Source organism: Mesorhizobium subarcticum (genome assembly GCF_055456085.1).
In genome coordinates, this window is record NZ_CM144237.1 from 5,814,982 (window position 1) to 5,830,230 (window position 15,249).

Annotated in this window: 13 protein-coding genes; all 13 read right to left on the reverse strand. The window is 63.1% G+C overall.

The annotated features are described in order from the left end of the window. Window positions 1-28 precede the first annotated feature (28 nt). On the reverse strand, window positions 29-2,989 hold the full coding sequence (locus ACZYHG_RS28600) for a bifunctional [glutamine synthetase] adenylyltransferase/[glutamine synthetase]-adenylyl-L-tyrosine phosphorylase (protein WP_464611424.1): 2,961 nt from the start codon (window positions 2,987-2,989) through the stop codon (window positions 29-31). Continuing rightward, window positions 2,989-4,470, reverse strand: a complete 1,482-nt coding sequence (locus ACZYHG_RS28605) for a sensor histidine kinase (protein WP_464611425.1) — start codon at window positions 4,468-4,470, stop codon at window positions 2,989-2,991. Before ACZYHG_RS28605 ends, ACZYHG_RS28600 begins: the two co-directional genes overlap by 1 nt. 7 nt (window positions 4,471-4,477) lie before the next feature. Beyond that, window positions 4,478-5,152, reverse strand: coding sequence for a response regulator transcription factor (locus ACZYHG_RS28610; protein ID WP_027034371.1), 675 nt, complete (start codon window positions 5,150-5,152; stop codon window positions 4,478-4,480). Between the two features lie 354 nt (window positions 5,153-5,506). After that, window positions 5,507-7,057 carry a Do family serine endopeptidase gene (locus tag ACZYHG_RS28615; protein ID WP_464611426.1) on the reverse strand — a complete coding sequence of 517 codons (1,551 nt, stop codon included), beginning with the start codon at window positions 7,055-7,057 and terminating at the stop codon, window positions 5,507-5,509. A 133-nt stretch (window positions 7,058-7,190) separates the two neighbouring features. Then, window positions 7,191-7,658, reverse strand: a complete 468-nt coding sequence (locus tag ACZYHG_RS28620; protein WP_464611427.1) for a cytochrome c-type biogenesis protein — start codon at window positions 7,656-7,658, stop codon at window positions 7,191-7,193. Further along, complete coding sequence (locus ACZYHG_RS28625; protein WP_464614811.1) at window positions 7,655-9,646, reverse strand: heme lyase CcmF/NrfE family subunit; 1,992 nt, start codon at window positions 9,644-9,646, stop codon at window positions 7,655-7,657. The genes ACZYHG_RS28620 and ACZYHG_RS28625 overlap by 4 nt, the downstream gene beginning before the upstream one ends. 5 nt (window positions 9,647-9,651) lie before the next feature. Beyond that, complete coding sequence (gene ccmE / locus ACZYHG_RS28630) at window positions 9,652-10,095, reverse strand: cytochrome c maturation protein CcmE (protein WP_464611428.1); 444 nt, start codon at window positions 10,093-10,095, stop codon at window positions 9,652-9,654. A gap of 3 nt (window positions 10,096-10,098) precedes the next feature. Then, the gene (gene ccmI, locus ACZYHG_RS28635; RefSeq protein WP_464611429.1) at window positions 10,099-11,238 is read right to left on the reverse strand and encodes a c-type cytochrome biogenesis protein CcmI; all 1,140 of its coding nucleotides are present in this window, start codon (window positions 11,236-11,238) and stop codon (window positions 10,099-10,101) included. 117 nt (window positions 11,239-11,355) lie between these two features. Further along, the gene (locus ACZYHG_RS28640; RefSeq protein ID WP_464611430.1) at window positions 11,356-11,808 is read right to left on the reverse strand and encodes a hypothetical protein; all 453 of its coding nucleotides are present in this window, start codon (window positions 11,806-11,808) and stop codon (window positions 11,356-11,358) included. A 208-nt stretch (window positions 11,809-12,016) separates the two neighbouring features. After that, the gene (locus ACZYHG_RS28645; RefSeq protein ID WP_464611431.1) at window positions 12,017-13,444 is read right to left on the reverse strand and encodes an ATP-binding protein; all 1,428 of its coding nucleotides are present in this window, start codon (window positions 13,442-13,444) and stop codon (window positions 12,017-12,019) included. Further along, window positions 13,428-14,093, reverse strand: a complete 666-nt coding sequence (locus tag ACZYHG_RS28650) for a response regulator transcription factor (RefSeq protein WP_019857144.1) — start codon at window positions 14,091-14,093, stop codon at window positions 13,428-13,430. Before ACZYHG_RS28650 ends, ACZYHG_RS28645 begins: the two co-directional genes overlap by 17 nt. A gap of 124 nt (window positions 14,094-14,217) precedes the next feature. Beyond that, window positions 14,218-14,517, reverse strand: coding sequence for a hypothetical protein (locus tag ACZYHG_RS28655; RefSeq protein WP_464611432.1), 300 nt, complete (start codon window positions 14,515-14,517; stop codon window positions 14,218-14,220). A gap of 172 nt (window positions 14,518-14,689) precedes the next feature. Continuing rightward, on the reverse strand, window positions 14,690-15,097 hold the full coding sequence (locus ACZYHG_RS28660) for a DUF3168 domain-containing protein (RefSeq protein ID WP_027060600.1): 408 nt from the start codon (window positions 15,095-15,097) through the stop codon (window positions 14,690-14,692). Window positions 15,098-15,249 lie beyond the last annotated feature (152 nt).

Here is a 15,249-nt window from a genome sequence, read left to right on the forward strand (position 1 = left end):
CACCCCCGATGCGGCCGGACCCGCTATTTCACGGTCGTCCGGCACGAAGCAAAAGGTCAAAGTCCTTCCTGACCTTTTGCGACGTCTCCTTGAGGTGCGCTTCCAGCACACCGAAATCCGGCAGGTCGGTGACCGCCAGAAGCAAATCCGAAAGCCCTGGCGGAACATCGTCGCGCTCAAAAGCGCCGGTGAGGCACAGCCGCGTCATCTGGGTCAGCGCCAGATAGAGCGCATAAGCATCGGCAAGTTCCTGCCTGACTCCGGCATCGGCGAAGCGCGGTGTCAAGCGAGACAGGATCTCGGCTGTACCGGTGACGCGTGGCCCAGCCTCGACCTGCCCGGTGATGAGAGCCACCTGGGCGATGAATTCGAGATCGATCAGTCCTCCGGGGATCAGCTTGATGTCCCAGAGATCGCGTGGCGGCTTTTCCGTCTCGATCATGGCGCGCATGTCCGAGGCTTCCGCCCTCACTTTTGCGGCGTCGCGCGGCTGGTCAAGCACGGCCGCCACTTCCGCTTCGACCTCGGCGCACAGACCGCCATCGCCGGCGATTGCACGCGCCCGCGACAGCGCCATGTGCTCCCAGGTCCAGGCCTCCTGGCGCTGATATTTCTTGAAGGCATCGATGTGGGTGGCCACCGGCCCCTTGTTGCCCGACGGTCGCAGCCGCAGGTCGAGCTCATAGAGCACCCCTTCCGCCGTCGGCGCGGATACGGCCGAGATCAGCCGCTGCGTCATGCGGGTGTAGTAGTGCGAAGGCGCCAGCGGCTTGTCACCGTTGGAATCCTCGGCGTCCGCAGCGTGATCGTAGAGCAGGATGAGGTCGACATCCGACCCCGCGGTCAATTCGCGGCTGCCGAGCTTGCCCATGCCCAGCAACGAAACCACGCCGCCGGCGATCGTGCCGTGGCGCGCCGCGAATTCGGCCGACACCGCCCCTAGAGCCGCCTCAATGGTAAGATCGGCGAGATCGGAGAAAGCGCGGCCAGCCCTGGCCGGGTCAATCGAGCCGGCAAGCAGCCGCACGCCGATCAGGAACTTCTGTTCCGAGGCAAAGATGCGCAGCCGGTCGAGCACGTCTTCATAGAGCCGGTCGCCCTCAAGAAAGGCGGAAAGTCGCGCGGACAAATAGGCGCGGTCCGGCAACTCTGTCAGCAAGGCCGGGTCAAGCAGGCCATCGAAGACATGCGGGCGGCGGGTGATGATCGCCGCCAGCCGGGGCGCGGCGCCCATGATCGTCGCTATCAGCTTGAGCAAAGGCGGGTTGGATTGGAGCAGCGAGAACAGTTGGATGCCGGCGGGCAGACCGGCAAGGAACTCGTCGAAGCGGATCAAGGCTTCGTCCGCCCGGCGTGTCTGGCCGAAAGCGCGCAGCAAGGCCGGCGTCAACTCCGTCAGCCGCTCGCGCGCCTCCGCCGACCGGGTGACGCGATAGCGGCCGAAATGCCAGCCACGGATGACACGGCAGATGTCGCTCGGCCGCTGGAAGCCGAGACCATGCAGGGTCTGCAACGTGTCTGGATCATCGACATCACCGGTGAAGACCAGATTGCCGATGCCCGCCGAAAGCTCCGGCGCCGTCTCGAACAGCGCCGCATAATGGCGCTCGACCTGCTGCAACGAGGCGCGGAACGCCAGCGAAAAGGCAGCCGCATCGGCAAAACCCAGCATGCGGGCGATCCGCTCCAGCCCTTCATCGTCTTCCGGCAGCGTGTGCGTCTGCTCGTCGGCCACCATCTGCACGGCGTGTTCGACGCGGCGCAGGAACCAGTATTGGCGGGCGAGTGCGTCACGCGCGTCTGATGTGATCCAGCCACGCGCGGCAAGCTGGCCAAGCATTGGCACCGTCTCGCGGCCGCGCAGTTCCGGGAAGCGGCCGCCGGCGATGAGTTGCTGTGTCTGGACGAAGAACTCGATCTCGCGGATGCCACCGCGTCCGAGCTTGACGTTGTGGCCCTTCACCGCGATCTCGCCGTGGCCCTTGTGGGCGTGGATCTGGCGCTTGATCGAATGGACGTCGGCAATCGCCGCGTAGTCCATGTATTTGCGCCAGATATAGGGCTGAAGCTCCTTGAGGAAGGCGGCACCCGCAGCCGGATCGCCGGCCACCGCACGCGCCTTGATCATCGCCGCTCGCTCCCAGTTCTGGCCGCGCGCCTCGTAGTAGCGCAGGGCTGCTTCGACAGGGATCGCCAGCGGGGTCGAACCGGGATCGGGGCGCAACCTCAGATCGGTCCGGAAGACATAGCCGTGCTCGGTGCGGTCCTGCAGTATCCGGACCAGCCGTCGCGTCAGCCGCGAAAACAGTTCGGTTGCGTCGAGAGGATCGACCACGGCAGGCGCTTCCGGATCGAAGAAGACGACGAGATCGATGTCGGAGGAGAAATTCAGCTCATGCGCGCCAAGCTTGCCCATGCCGAGCAGGATCCAGCCCGATTGCCGCGACGGGTTGTCGAGGTCCGGCAGTTTGAGCTTGCCTTGGCCATGCGCATCACGCAGCAGGAAGTCAACGGCTGCACGAGTGCAGGCATCGGCAAGGTTGCTCAACCGCCGCACCGTAAGAGATGTTTCTGCCTCACCAGCGAGATCGGCGAGCGCGATCAGGAAATGCGCCTCGGCCTTGCATTGACGCAGCTCCATCATCAGGCTGGATTCGGAAACCATCTCAGCCAAAGGCGCCTTATCGATCGCGTTGGCGATCGCTTTGAGGCGAACCTCGACCGGCTGGTCGAAAAGAGCATCCAGAATCCGAGGCCGGCGCCGCGCCATGTCCCGCAGGAATGGGGAGAGGTCGAAGACGGCGGCGAGAAAATCCTGGCCCTCGCCCTTGCCGCTCAGAAACCTGGCCAGCCGCGTCAGCCCTTCTTCGCGTGCCGCCGCAGCGATTTCGGCCAGTTCCTGCCGCGCGCGGGCTTCGTCGAGAGGGACAAGCCCAACCGCCGGCTTCAGCAACCAGTCCGTAGCCGTCCGTTTCGCGACCGCAGCCATCAATGATCCTCCCGTGCAGGGAAACTCATGACCACGGATAGTCCTGGATTGCCAGGCAGGAGATCAAGCCGGCCATAGTGGAAGCTCATGACCGCCTTGGCGAGGCTGAGGCCAAGACCGGAGCCGGGCTGAGAACGGCTCTTCTCCAGCCGCACGAAACGCTCGGTCGCCCGGGCCCGATCAGCATCGTCGGGAATGCCCTGGCCGTTGTCGGCGACGGAAAGCCTGATCTCGCCATGGGTCCGCTCGAGCGCCACACGGACCGTGGGTTTGGACGTGGAGTCCGTCGAATATTTGATCGCATTGTCGACGATGTTGGACAGCGCCTGGCCAATCAATTCGCGGTTGCCGTCGACCAGAAAAGCACCATTCACCGCTCCTTCGAGCAAAACGCCGGCCTCCTCCGCCACCGGCTCGTAGAGCTCGACGACATCACGCACGGCCGCCGCCAGATCGACGCGGTTGGTGTGTTCGGAAGAATATCCGGCCTCCAGCCGGGAGATCATCAGGATGGCATTGAAGGTCTTTATCAGCTGATCGGACTCGGTAATCGTGCCTTCCAGCGCCTGACGGTAATCGGCTGGCTTGTGCTTGCCGGAAAGCGTCGCTTCGGCCCGGTTGCGCAGCCGGGTCAGCGGCGTCTTCAGATCATGCGCGATGTTGTCGGAAACCTGCTTCAGGCCTTCGTTGAGCGTGGCGATCCTCGCCAGCATGGCATTGAGGTTTTCGGAGAGCCGGTCGAACTCGTCGCCGGCGCCGGTCACCGGCAGCCGGCCCGAGAGGTCGCCGCCCATGATGCGGCGGCTCGCCTCCGACACGCTGTCGATGCGCTTCAGCGCGGCGCGGCCGACAAAGAACCAGATGAGCAGTCCGCCGAGCCCCATCATGCCAAGCGCCAGCATCAGGGCGCGGCGGATGACGGCGCGGAAGCGCTCCGGTTCGCCAAGATCGCGGCCGACCAGCAGGATCATCTGGTTGGGCAGCCGGAGCACCAGCGCAATGGCGTTGTGACCCTTCTCGCCTTCGGCCTGCGGCGCTGCGTTGTCGCCAGTTGCAGGAGACGTCGTCTGGTCGGACGTCCCGCTGCGCAGACGGTCGAGCTCGCCTTCGCCAAAGCGCTTGTAGGAGAACGGCTCGGTCGTCCAGCCCTCGGTATCGATCACACCAGGTTCCAGGGCCTGCACATTGCCGGTCAGGATCTGGCCATTGGCGTCGGCGATCAGATAGAGATTGGCGCCGGGCTGACGCGAGCGGTTTTCGACCACGCGCACCAGCAACGGCAGGCCGCCCTTTTTGTAGGCGCGGGCCAAGCCTATTACTTCATCATTGATTGTGTCCTGCGTCTGCCCGGTCAGCATGCTCGCTGACAGCGATGTCATGTAGAAAACCAGCAGCACGGCGCACAGCGCGAAAAGCAGGAAGTAGAGCGCCGAAAGCCGCGCAGCCGTCGTCTTCATGATGGCGGGCACGGAAAGAGCCATGCTGTCGCTAGCCGCCCTTCAGCATATAGCCGGCGCCGCGAACCGTATGCAGAATAGGCTTGTCGAAGCCTTTCTCGATCTTGCCGCGCAGCCGCGAGACGTGAACATCGATGACATTGGTCTGCGGATCGAAATGATAATCCCAGACATTTTCGAGCAGCATGGTGCGCGTCACCACTTGGCCGGCATGACGCATCAGATATTCGAGCAGGCGGAATTCGCGCGGCTGCAGCGTGATCTCGCGCGCCGCCCGGCGGACCGAATGCGACAGCCTGTCGAGTTCAAGGTCGCCAACCCGGTAGACGGTTTCGGTCTCCTTGGCGCTGGCGCGGCGGTTCAACACCTCGACGCGGGCCAGAAGTTCGGAGAATGCGTAGGGCTTGGTCAGATAATCATCGCCGCCGGCGCGCAGACCCGTGACCCGGTCATCGACCTCACCCAGTGCCGACAGGATCAGCACCGGTGTGGTGTTGCCCCGCGATCTAAGGCCGGCAATGACCGACAGGCCGTCTCGGCGCGGCATCATCCGGTCGATGACCATCACGTCATAGTCACCGGCGTCCGCCAGCGCGAAGCCGGTTTCGCCATCACCGGCGACATGCGCGGTATGACCGGCCTCGGCAAAGGCTTTCTGCAGATAATCCGCAGCCTCGCGGTCATCTTCTATGACAAGAATCTTCATAGGACCGTTATACGCGATTTCGCTGGAAGGTTGAGTAGTAGGCATCTGCATTTTAGCCTTTGCCAAAGCGCATCGCGATCAAGATGATCGAGACCGCGCGCGATAAAATCTTGTTCTCTGATTATCTTCATCCCGGACATGCCTGTGTTCAGGCATGATCCTGCAATCACCACATCCTCTCGGCCCAGACCCGAGGGAGCGTTTTGGGTAGGCTTTCAAAATGTGCGGCAGCGGGCGATGGGAGGCCCGCTGCCGCTGGAGGAGAGCACGATGACTGACTAACGTACCCGGCTCCATGCTTTCCCATGCGGCGGCTCGGGGGTGTTTGAAACCGCCGCATCGGAAAAGTCGTTGTCAGCCCTTGGCGACGGGCAGCGCGACGAAGCGGTTGTTGTCGTCGCGGGTGATCTGCATCAGCACTGCCTTGCGGCCGGATTTCACCGCTTCGGTCATCGCCTTGGTGATGTCGTCGGCGCCATTCACTTCTGTCGAATTGACCGCGGTGATGACGTCACCCGGCTGGATGCCACGATCGGCGGCATCGCTGTCGGGATCGACATCGGTCACGACAAGACCCTTGCCGTTTTCAGATTTGGTGACTTTGAGGCCGAGATCGGCAAGCGTGTCGGGCTTTGCCGGAGCGGCGGGCTGCTGTTGCTGGTCATTCGAGGCCTGCTTGTCACTTGCCGGCAGCTTGCCGAGATCGACCTTGATGGTCTGGCTCTTGCCGTCCCGCCAGACAGTGACGTCGACCAATTTGCCTGGCGAATAAGCGCCAATCAAGCGGGCGAGTTCCTTCGGCGATGCGACGTCCTTGCCCTCGACCTGGGTGATCACGTCACCGGCTGTTATGCCGGCCTTCTTGCCTGGGCCGTCGTCCTGGGCGCTCGACACCAACGCGCCATTGTTGGACTTCAGACCAAGTGATTCGGCGATGTCTGATGTGACCGGCTGGATCTCGACGCCGAGCCAGCCGCGCTGAACCGCACCACTTTTCATCAGGTCTTCGACAACCTGCTTGGCGGTCGAGGCCGGAATGTCGAAGGCGATGCCGACGCTGCCGCCGGAAGGCGAGAAGATCGCCGTGTTGATGCCCACCACCTGGCCGTTGAGATTGAAGGTCGGGCCGCCCGAATTGCCGCGGTTGACCGAGGCGTCGATCTGGAGGAAATCGTCATAAGGTCCAGCGCCGATGTCACGGCCGCGCGCCGAGACGATGCCGGCGGTGACGGTGCCGCCGAGACCGAACGGATTGCCGACCGCCACGACCCAGTCGCCGACCCGAACCTTGGAATCGTCGGCGAAGTCGACATAGGTGAACTTGCCGCCACCATCGACCTTGAGCACGGCGAGGTCGGTGCGAGGGTCGGTGCCGACCAGCTTGGCATCGAGTTCCTTGCCGTCACTGGTCACCACGGTGAAAGCGGTGCCTTCCTCTACGACATGGTTGTTGGTGACGAGGTAGCCGTCCTCGGAAATGAAGAAACCGGAGCCCTGCGCCACCGGCCGCGGCTGGTCGTTGTTGCGGTCGCGGTTACCGAAGCGGCGATGACCGTCATCGTTCTGGCCATTCTGGTCGCCGAAGCCGCGGAACTCCTTGAAGAAGCGCCGCAACTGCGGATTGTTGGGAAGATTATCCAGACCGTCCTGATCATCGGAGCCATCATCGGCGGTCGGCTGGATCTTGGCCTTCACCTTGACGCTGACGACGGCGGGCGAAACGCGCTCGACGACATCCGCAAAGCCTTGCACCTGCGGCGCCTCGACGCGTACGGCGTCGGCCAGAACGGGACTGGTTCCACTGGTCAGCGCGCCAACGCCGATCACGCCGGCAACGGCGACGGAAGCGGCAGCAGCCAGGAAACGCTTGCGGGTTCTGGAATATGAATTGGGGGCAATATTCATGGATCTCTTATCCTCTTTCAAACGGACGCTGCTTGATCGGCATCCTCGGGGAGAGAGAATTAGAGAGGCGCACATTACGGCGCCATTTCCGACACATGAAACTTTGGTAATGTTGGCGGAGCGGTCGCCGCCGTCAGTCGCGGTGAAGGATGGCATCCAATGCCACCTGTTCCTCTGACGACAGGGACTTTGTCGCCAGTGTCCGGCGCGACCGCGCTGTCAGCACAATGAATACGCCTCCGACCAGCAGCAACAGTACGGGCGTGCCCCAAAGCAGTGCGTTGCGCAGGTCGAAACGGGGCTTCAGCAGCACGAATTCGCCGTAACGCGACACGACATAGTCCATAACCTGCTGGTTGGTATCGCCGGCGACGAGGCGCTGGCGCACCAGGATGCGCAAATCGCGGGCAAGATCGGCATCGGATTCGTCGATCGACTGGTTCTGGCAGACCATGCAGCGCAGGCCTTCCGACAGTGCCCGCGCCCTCGCCTCGAGCGCCGGATCCGCCAGCATCTCGTCAGGCTTCACCGCCAAGGCAGAGCCGGCGAAGAACAGCGCCAACAGTAGGACAATCGAGGTTAATGAAAGGCGTGCGTTCATGGCAGGGTCGCGGGCGCCACGGCGCTCGCCTGCTTGCGCCGGCGCGAGGGCGCGCCGACACGCAGGCGCCTGTCCATCAGCGACATGGCAGCGCCCGCCATCATCACCAGGCCGCCGCCCCAGATCAGCGTCACCAGCGGTTTCCACCACAGGCGCACCACGACCGAGCCATCCTTGTTCTCATCACCGAGCGAGAGATAGAGCTGACTGAACCAGAGTGTCTTGATGCCGGACTTTGTCGTCGTCATCTGGCGCACGGGGAAGAAGCGCTTGGCCGAGGTGATTTCACCAGCCGCGTTTCCGTCGGCGCCGATCAGTTCGAAGCGACCACGGTCCTCGCTGTAGTTTGGCCCTTGCGCCGGATAAAGCCCGACGAAACGCAGCGTATGGCCTGACAATTCCACCGTCTCGCCGGCGCGCATGGTGAGGATCTTCTCAGTGCCGAAGGAGAGCGTGGCGACGATGCCGAGCAAGGTCAGGCCGAGGCCGAGATGGGCCAATGCCGTGCCGAAGACCGAGCGCGGCAGGCCGGCGAAGCGCCTGAACATGACGGCCGGTGCGACAGATCCGACCCCGGACTTGACGGCAAGGTCGGTGAGCGCGCCAGCAACCAGCCAGACGGCAAGGCCGATGCCGAGGGCGGCGAAAACCGACGCACCGTCGATAAACAGGCCGGTGACCAGCATCGCCGCCAGCGCTACTGCGAAGGCCGCCATCAGGCGTTGCGATGCGGCGAAGACATCGCCACGCTTCCATGCCAGCAGCGGCCCGAACGGCACGATGGCCAGAAGCGGCAGCATCAAGGGGCCGAAGGTGAGGTCGAAGAAGGGTGCCCCGACCGAGATCTTGTCGCCGGTGAGCGCCTCCAACGCCAGCGGATAGAGCGTGCCGACGAGCACGGTGGCGGTCGCTGTGGTCAGGAACAGATTGTTGAGGACGAGCGCGCCTTCGCGCGAGATGGGGTGGAACAGGCCGCCGGCCGTCAATTTCGAGGCGCGCAGCGCAAACAATGCCAGCGAGCCGCCGATGAACAGTGTCAAAATGCACAGGATGAAGACACCGCGCGTCGGATCGGTGGCGAAGGCGTGCACGGAGGTGAGCACGCCCGAGCGCACCAGGAAAGTGCCGAGCAGCGACAGCGAGAAGGTGAGGATGGCGAGCAGCAGCGTCCAGATCTTCAGCGCCGAGCGCTTTTCCATGACGATGGCCGAATGCAGCAGGGCGGTGCCCGCCAGCCACGGCATGAACGAAGCGTTCTCGACCGGATCCCAGAACCAGAAACCGCCCCAGCCCAGCTCGTAATAGGCCCAGTACGAGCCCATGGCTATGCCGCCGGTCAGGAACATCCAGGCGACCAGTGTCCACGGCCGCACCCAGCGCGCCCAGGAGGCGTCGATCCGGCCCTCGATGAGGGCTGCGACCGAGAAGGAGAAGCAGATCGAGAAGCCGACATAGCCGAGATAGAGCAGCGGCGGATGAATGGCGAGGCCGAGATCCTGCAGGACCGGGTTCAGGTCACGGCCTTCGATGGGCGCTGGATTGAGCCGGACGAAGGGGTTGGATGTCGCCAGGATGAACAGGAAGAAGGCAGCGCCAATGGCGCCTTGCACAGCCAGCACATTGGCCCGCAGCGTGGCCGGCAAATTGGAGCCGAAAGCGGCGACAAGGGCGCCGAAAAAGGTCAGGATCAGCACCCAGAGCAGCATCGAGCCTTCATGATTGCCCCAGGTTCCGGTGATCTTGTAGATCAGCGGCTGCAGCGAGTGCGAGTTTTCCCACACACTCGCCACCGAGAAATCGGAGTACGCATAGGCACTCGCCAGGGCGACGAAAGACAGCGCCGTCAGGGCAAAGCCGGTCACCGCGACAGGACCGCCAACAGCCATCAGGCGCTGGTTGTTGAGGCGCGCGCCGAACATCGGCACGATCATCTGCACCAGCGAAAGCGCAAACGCCAGGACCAGGGCGAAATGTCCGGTTTCAACCATCCCCGTCACTCACTCTTGCTCTCCTGCCAAACGCCCTTGGCCTTCAGGCCGTCGGCCACTTCCTTGGGCATGTAGCGCTCATCATGCTTGGCCAGCACGCTGTCGGCAATGAAGACGCCGTCCGGGCCGAAAGTGCCCTCGGTGATGACGCCCTGCCCTTCGCGGAAAAGGTCGGGCAGGATGCCGGTATAGGTCACCTTGACCGATTGGTGCGTATCCGTAACCGAAAAGGCGACAGTCGCGCCCTGCCCGCGCTGGACCGTGCCCTTTTCGACCAGACCGCCGAGTCTGATACGCTGGCCGGGCTGGACGCTTGCCGTGGTGATCTCGGCCGGCATGTAAAAATAGGACGCCTTCTGGCCAAGCGCGTAGAAGGTCAGCCCGGTGGCGGCGCCGAGGAAGGCCAGTCCACCCAAAATCACTGACAACCGTTTCTGCTTGCGCGTCATATCCTACTCCGTCGCCGTCAGGCCGAGCGAGGCGGCAAAGGCGGTGAATTTCTTGGCTTCGTCACTGCCGGCGCCAAAGACGGCGATGGCGCGACCGAGCGCATCACGCGCCTGGTCGGCCTTGCCCAGCACTACATAGGAACGAACGAGCCGCATCCATCCTTCCGGGTCACGCGGATTTTGCCGCAGTTTTTCGTCAAGGCCGGCGACCATCGTGTTGATCATGGCTTCGCGATCCTGCTGCGACATGGAGGACGCGGCGTCGACATCCCCGGCATCGGGGCCTTTCGCCGTCGCGCCGGAAGCGACTTCAGGCGTGCCGGATTTGGCCAATGCCTGCTCGACCGCACCACGCCATGGCGAGTCCGGCGGCAAAGTGCCCAGCATTGCCTGCCAGGCCGTCATCGCTTCCTTGTTCCGTCCCTCCTGCGCCAAGGCCATGGCCAGATAAAAGCTGGCCTTCGCATTGGCCGGATCGAGTTTCAGCGCCGCCTCGAAGGCATCCTGGGCATCGGCAGAAACAATGCCGCCTGCCGCACCGGCAATCGCCTCGCCAAGCCCCGCCCGACGGGCAGCACTGTCGCCGTCGAGGCGAATGGCGTTGCGGTAGGCGGCCACCGCGTCGGCAAAACGCTGCATGCGCAAATAGACCGGCGCCAGCACCTCCCAGCCCCTGCCGTCGGCAGGGTTGGCGGCAAGATGGGCCTCGGCGCGCGCCACCAACTCGTCGACCGAACTGTCGGCCGGGTTCTTGGCCAGCCGCTCGCTAAGCGGCTGCGACGGCAAATCAGGCGAGCCGATCTGGCTGTAGAGACCCCAGCTGACCAGCGGCACGGCGAGCACGGCCGCGGTCGCGACAAGCCGTGCCGTAACCGATACCTGCCTGGCCGAGGTCTTGCCGGCCGTTTCCGCATTGTCGAGGCGAAGGATGCGGCGCGCGATCTCGGCGCGGGCCTCTGTCGCTTCCGCAGGCTGGATCAAGCCCCGCGCTGCGTCGCGGTCGAGTTCGGACAATTGATCCCGATAAACTTCCAGATCGTGATCGCTGCTCGACGACACGCCTTTGGCGCTCCCGGCCAGCGGCAGCAGCACCGCCAGGCTCGCACCGAGCGTAAGTATCGCGGCTATGACCCAGAACAGCATGGTTCTTCCAATAACGGCAGAGCCCTGCCCTGCCAACACAAGCATCCTGCGACGCTTTGACGGCCGCCGCGCCTGACGTCCTTGATCGACATCAACCGGCCGGAGCCGGTCTGGATATCAGGTCAGCGGCGTCCAGCTGCCGTCGGCGTTGCGGCAGGCGGTTCCACGGGCCGTAACGCCGGCGCCGCCGGTGAAGACGGTCTGCGTGTACTGGCGGCAATCCTGCGAACCAACGCGATAGGGTTGGGCCGGCACCACCTCGCCATAGCGCGAAGCCTGATCGCCCTTCCATGTCACCTTCTGGCCGCTGGTCGTATATTCGAGCGCCTTGTATTCCGCCTCGAGCGCACTGCGCTTCTCCGTTGCGCTGAGGCTATTGCCGATCGAGCCGCCAATCAGGCCACCATCCATCGCGGAAATGATCGAGGTGGTGACCTTACCGACGGAAGGAGGCGTTGAGGCCGGCGTAGCCCCAATGGTTGGACCCTTGCCGCCCAAGGTCGTGCAGCCTGACACGGCCAGCCCGGACAAGGCCAGCAAGGCGGAAACAAGCGCGACGCGAATCTTCATGCAAACAACCGGTTTTCTTGAGTTGGAGCCTGCCATGGATGCGCCGGGGGCCGCGTCATCGGAGAAGTAGGCGTGGCCATAGTATTGATATTTGTCGGAAATTTGGCCGCTGCCGGCAAGGCCGGGAGCAATAGATATTGCTCGGGGAGCAATCGATATGTCGCCATAACATGGCCCGTCCACCGCTGTCGATTGGCCTGGGAAAGCGTCACTGAAGGCTCCGCAACCGCACCACCGCCTTCAATCCCCCCATGCCGGACCGTTCAAGCGCGAGAACGCCTCCATACTCGTTGACGAGGTCGGCGACAATGGCAAGCCCCAAACCTGTTCCCGGTTTTGTCTCGTCCAGGCGCCGTCCGCGCTTCAGCGCGTCGCGCGCCTTGTCTTCGGGAATGCCCGGGCCGTCGTCGTCGATGCTGATCTCAAAAAGATTGTCATCCTTGCTAGCCAAGGGCGCGACGGTGACCGACACCGCGCTTCTTGCCCATTTCATTGCATTTTCGAGAAGATTGCCGAGCAGCTCCTCGAGGTCCTCGCGCTCACCGGCGAACACAATCTCGGTGGCCGGCAGCGACAGCGACAGGCTGGTCTGCGGATTGAGCTTCTGCAACACCCGCACCATGCGCTGCACCAACGGCGTTACCGGCGTGCGATAAACGACGCTGTCGCGCTGCGCCGCCACACGGGCGCGTTGCAGATAATGCTCGACCTGCTTCTGCATGGAGGCGGCCTGTTCGGCAATCAATTGGCCTTTGGCGCCGCCGAGCGCGCGGCCTTCATTGAGCATCACCGCGAGCGGTGTTTTCAATGAATGAGCAAGATTGCCGACCTGAGTCCGAGAGCGCTCGACGATGCGTTTGTTGTTTTCGATCAACGCGTTGGTTTCGTTGGCTAATGGTTCGATCTCGGCCGGGAAGCGGCCGTCAAGCCTCTGCGCGGTGCCTTCACGAACCATGGCCAGTGCGTTCCGGACCCGGCGCAGCGGCTGCAAGCCAAGAAAAATGGCAATCGCATTGATGGCGATCATGCCGACGCCGAACAGGCTGAGATAGGTCAGCAGGCGGCGCTGGAAGGTGGAGATTTCCTGTTCAAGTTCGCTTTGATTGCCCATGACGCGGAAACGCGCGGCGCGGTTCTTGGCGTCGAGCACGAACTCGCTTTCGAACACCTGGAGTTGCTCGCCATCGATGCCTTCGGTCGCATAGCTGCGCTGGAAGCTGGCATTGAAGGGCACTTCGGCGACGCTTGGCGACGGGATGGTCTTGGTCATCGAAGAGGAATGAAGATCGCCATGCACGCCTTCAGAGGCAGGCTCCACCGACCAGTACCAGCCCGAATTCGGCTCCGAGAACCGGAGATCGCCGAGGTCGGGGGCGCCGGTCAGCGCGCCGGTGTCGGAAATGCCGATGGAACCGATCAGGTTGAAAAGATGCGCCGACAAAAGACTGTCGAAGCCGCGTTCGCTGGCCTGGCGATAGAGCGTGGTGATCAGGGTAAAGATGACGACAAGCGTCAGGATCGCCCAGACCGTGGAAAAGGCGATGACGCGGAACGTCAGCGAACGCGGCCACAAACGCAGCGAAAGCGGCGCCTTTGCGGTTGGTTTGAGCGGTTCCGAGTTACGCCTCCGGCTCACGCATGCGGTAGCCCATGCCACGCACGGTTTCGATCATGTCGATGCCCATCTTCTTGCGCAGCCGCCCGACAAACACCTCGATGGTGTTGGAATCACGATCAAAATCCTGGTCGTAGAGATGCTCGACCAGTTCGGTTCGCGAGACGACCTCGCCCATATGGTGCATCAGATAGGCAAGCAGGCGGAATTCGTGCGAGGTCAGCTTCAGCGGCACGCCGTCGACATCGGCCTTCGAGGCCTTGGTGTCGAGACGCAGCGGCCCGCAGGTCAGTTCCGACGAGGCATGGCCGGCGGCGCGGCGGATCAGCGCCCGGAGCCTGGCCAGCACCTCCTCGATATGGAACGGCTTGGTGACATAGTCGTCGGCTCCGGCATCGATGCCGGAGACCTTGTCGCTCCAGCGGTCGCGCGCGGTCAGGATCAGCACCGGCATCTTGCGGCCACCGCGACGCCAGCGCTCGACCACGCTGATGCCGTCCATCTGCGGCAGGCCTATGTCGAGCACGACGGCGTCGTAAGGCTCGGTGTCGCCGAGGAAATGGCCCTCCTCGCCGTCAAAGGCGCGGTCGACCACATAGCCGGCGTCGACCAGCGCATCCGCTATCTGCCGGTTGAGATCCTTGTCATCCTCGACGACGAGTACGCGCATGCGGAGATCGATACCTGTTGAAGAGCTTGGTTAGATTGAAGAACTTGGTCGGGTTGAAGTCTGGGTCAGATATAGGCCGATTCCGGCGGCCAGGGAAACGTAGCCCGTAAGACGGAAGGCTGGCTCAGTTCTGCGGAACGACGATCTCGGAGCGGCGCGGGCGCTGCCCATCCTTGCCAGGTACCAGAACGACGATGACGCAGACCGCCTGGCCACCGCGCGTCGACTGCGAGGCCTTGGCCAGCGTTCCGCCATTCTGCTCGGCCACCTGTTGGCCAATCGCGTAGCAGTCGTTCCCGGCCACGACGATCGGATCGCCCTGGCCGGACGCCGCGACCGGCGTGGCGCTTGCCTGCGACGCAAACAGCCCGGCAGCACAGAGCGCCAGGGTCGCGGTTCGGAAGTGAGAGCGAAGCGTTTTCATGGTCGGCGTTGTAACGCATCGGTGCTGAACGTGAAATGAACAGTGAACGATGCGAAAACCATGTCCGCTACACCCCTGAAACGTGAGACGACAGATCGTGATTTCGACGCCCAGCTCGACGAAATCACGCAGACGCCAGTCTAGACTCCGTTTCGGTCACATTGAAAGCGCGTCAGGCATTTTCCTGCGTCAGTGCACGAAACCGCAACAGACCATGGTGCACAAGGAGATCCTCGTCGTAGCGGGCCTCGGTGAATTCAAGCGTCAGCCGCGTCTGCCCGCGCGGGCCAATCGTCAGCGCCGCATTGGCCAAGCGTGCCTTGATGGCGTCCATGATGGCAAGCGTCTCGGCTTCGCCATGGGCTTTCGACCAGACATGCAACGTGATCAATTGGTCGTCATTGTTCTCGGCGCCGGTATCCCAGTCAAAGGCCGAGGTCTGACCGCAGGTCACATAGGGAAAAGCGGCATTTGCGGCTGGGCTTTCCAACAGTCCAGCGCCGCCGAGCAACGCCGACAGCGACTTGTCGCTTTTCAGTCTCAGAAACAGTGCCTGCTGCAAGTCGCCGGGCGCGGTCATCGTCCATTTCCTCAAGCCATTGCACCACCGACAATGCTTTTCCAAAGCCTGCCCATGTCTGCATACCCTTGCCAGATATAGCGGTTCGCCACGCGAAGACGATGGCGATTCGTCATCGCAATGATGAATGCCGATGATCTCGGCAATACGAC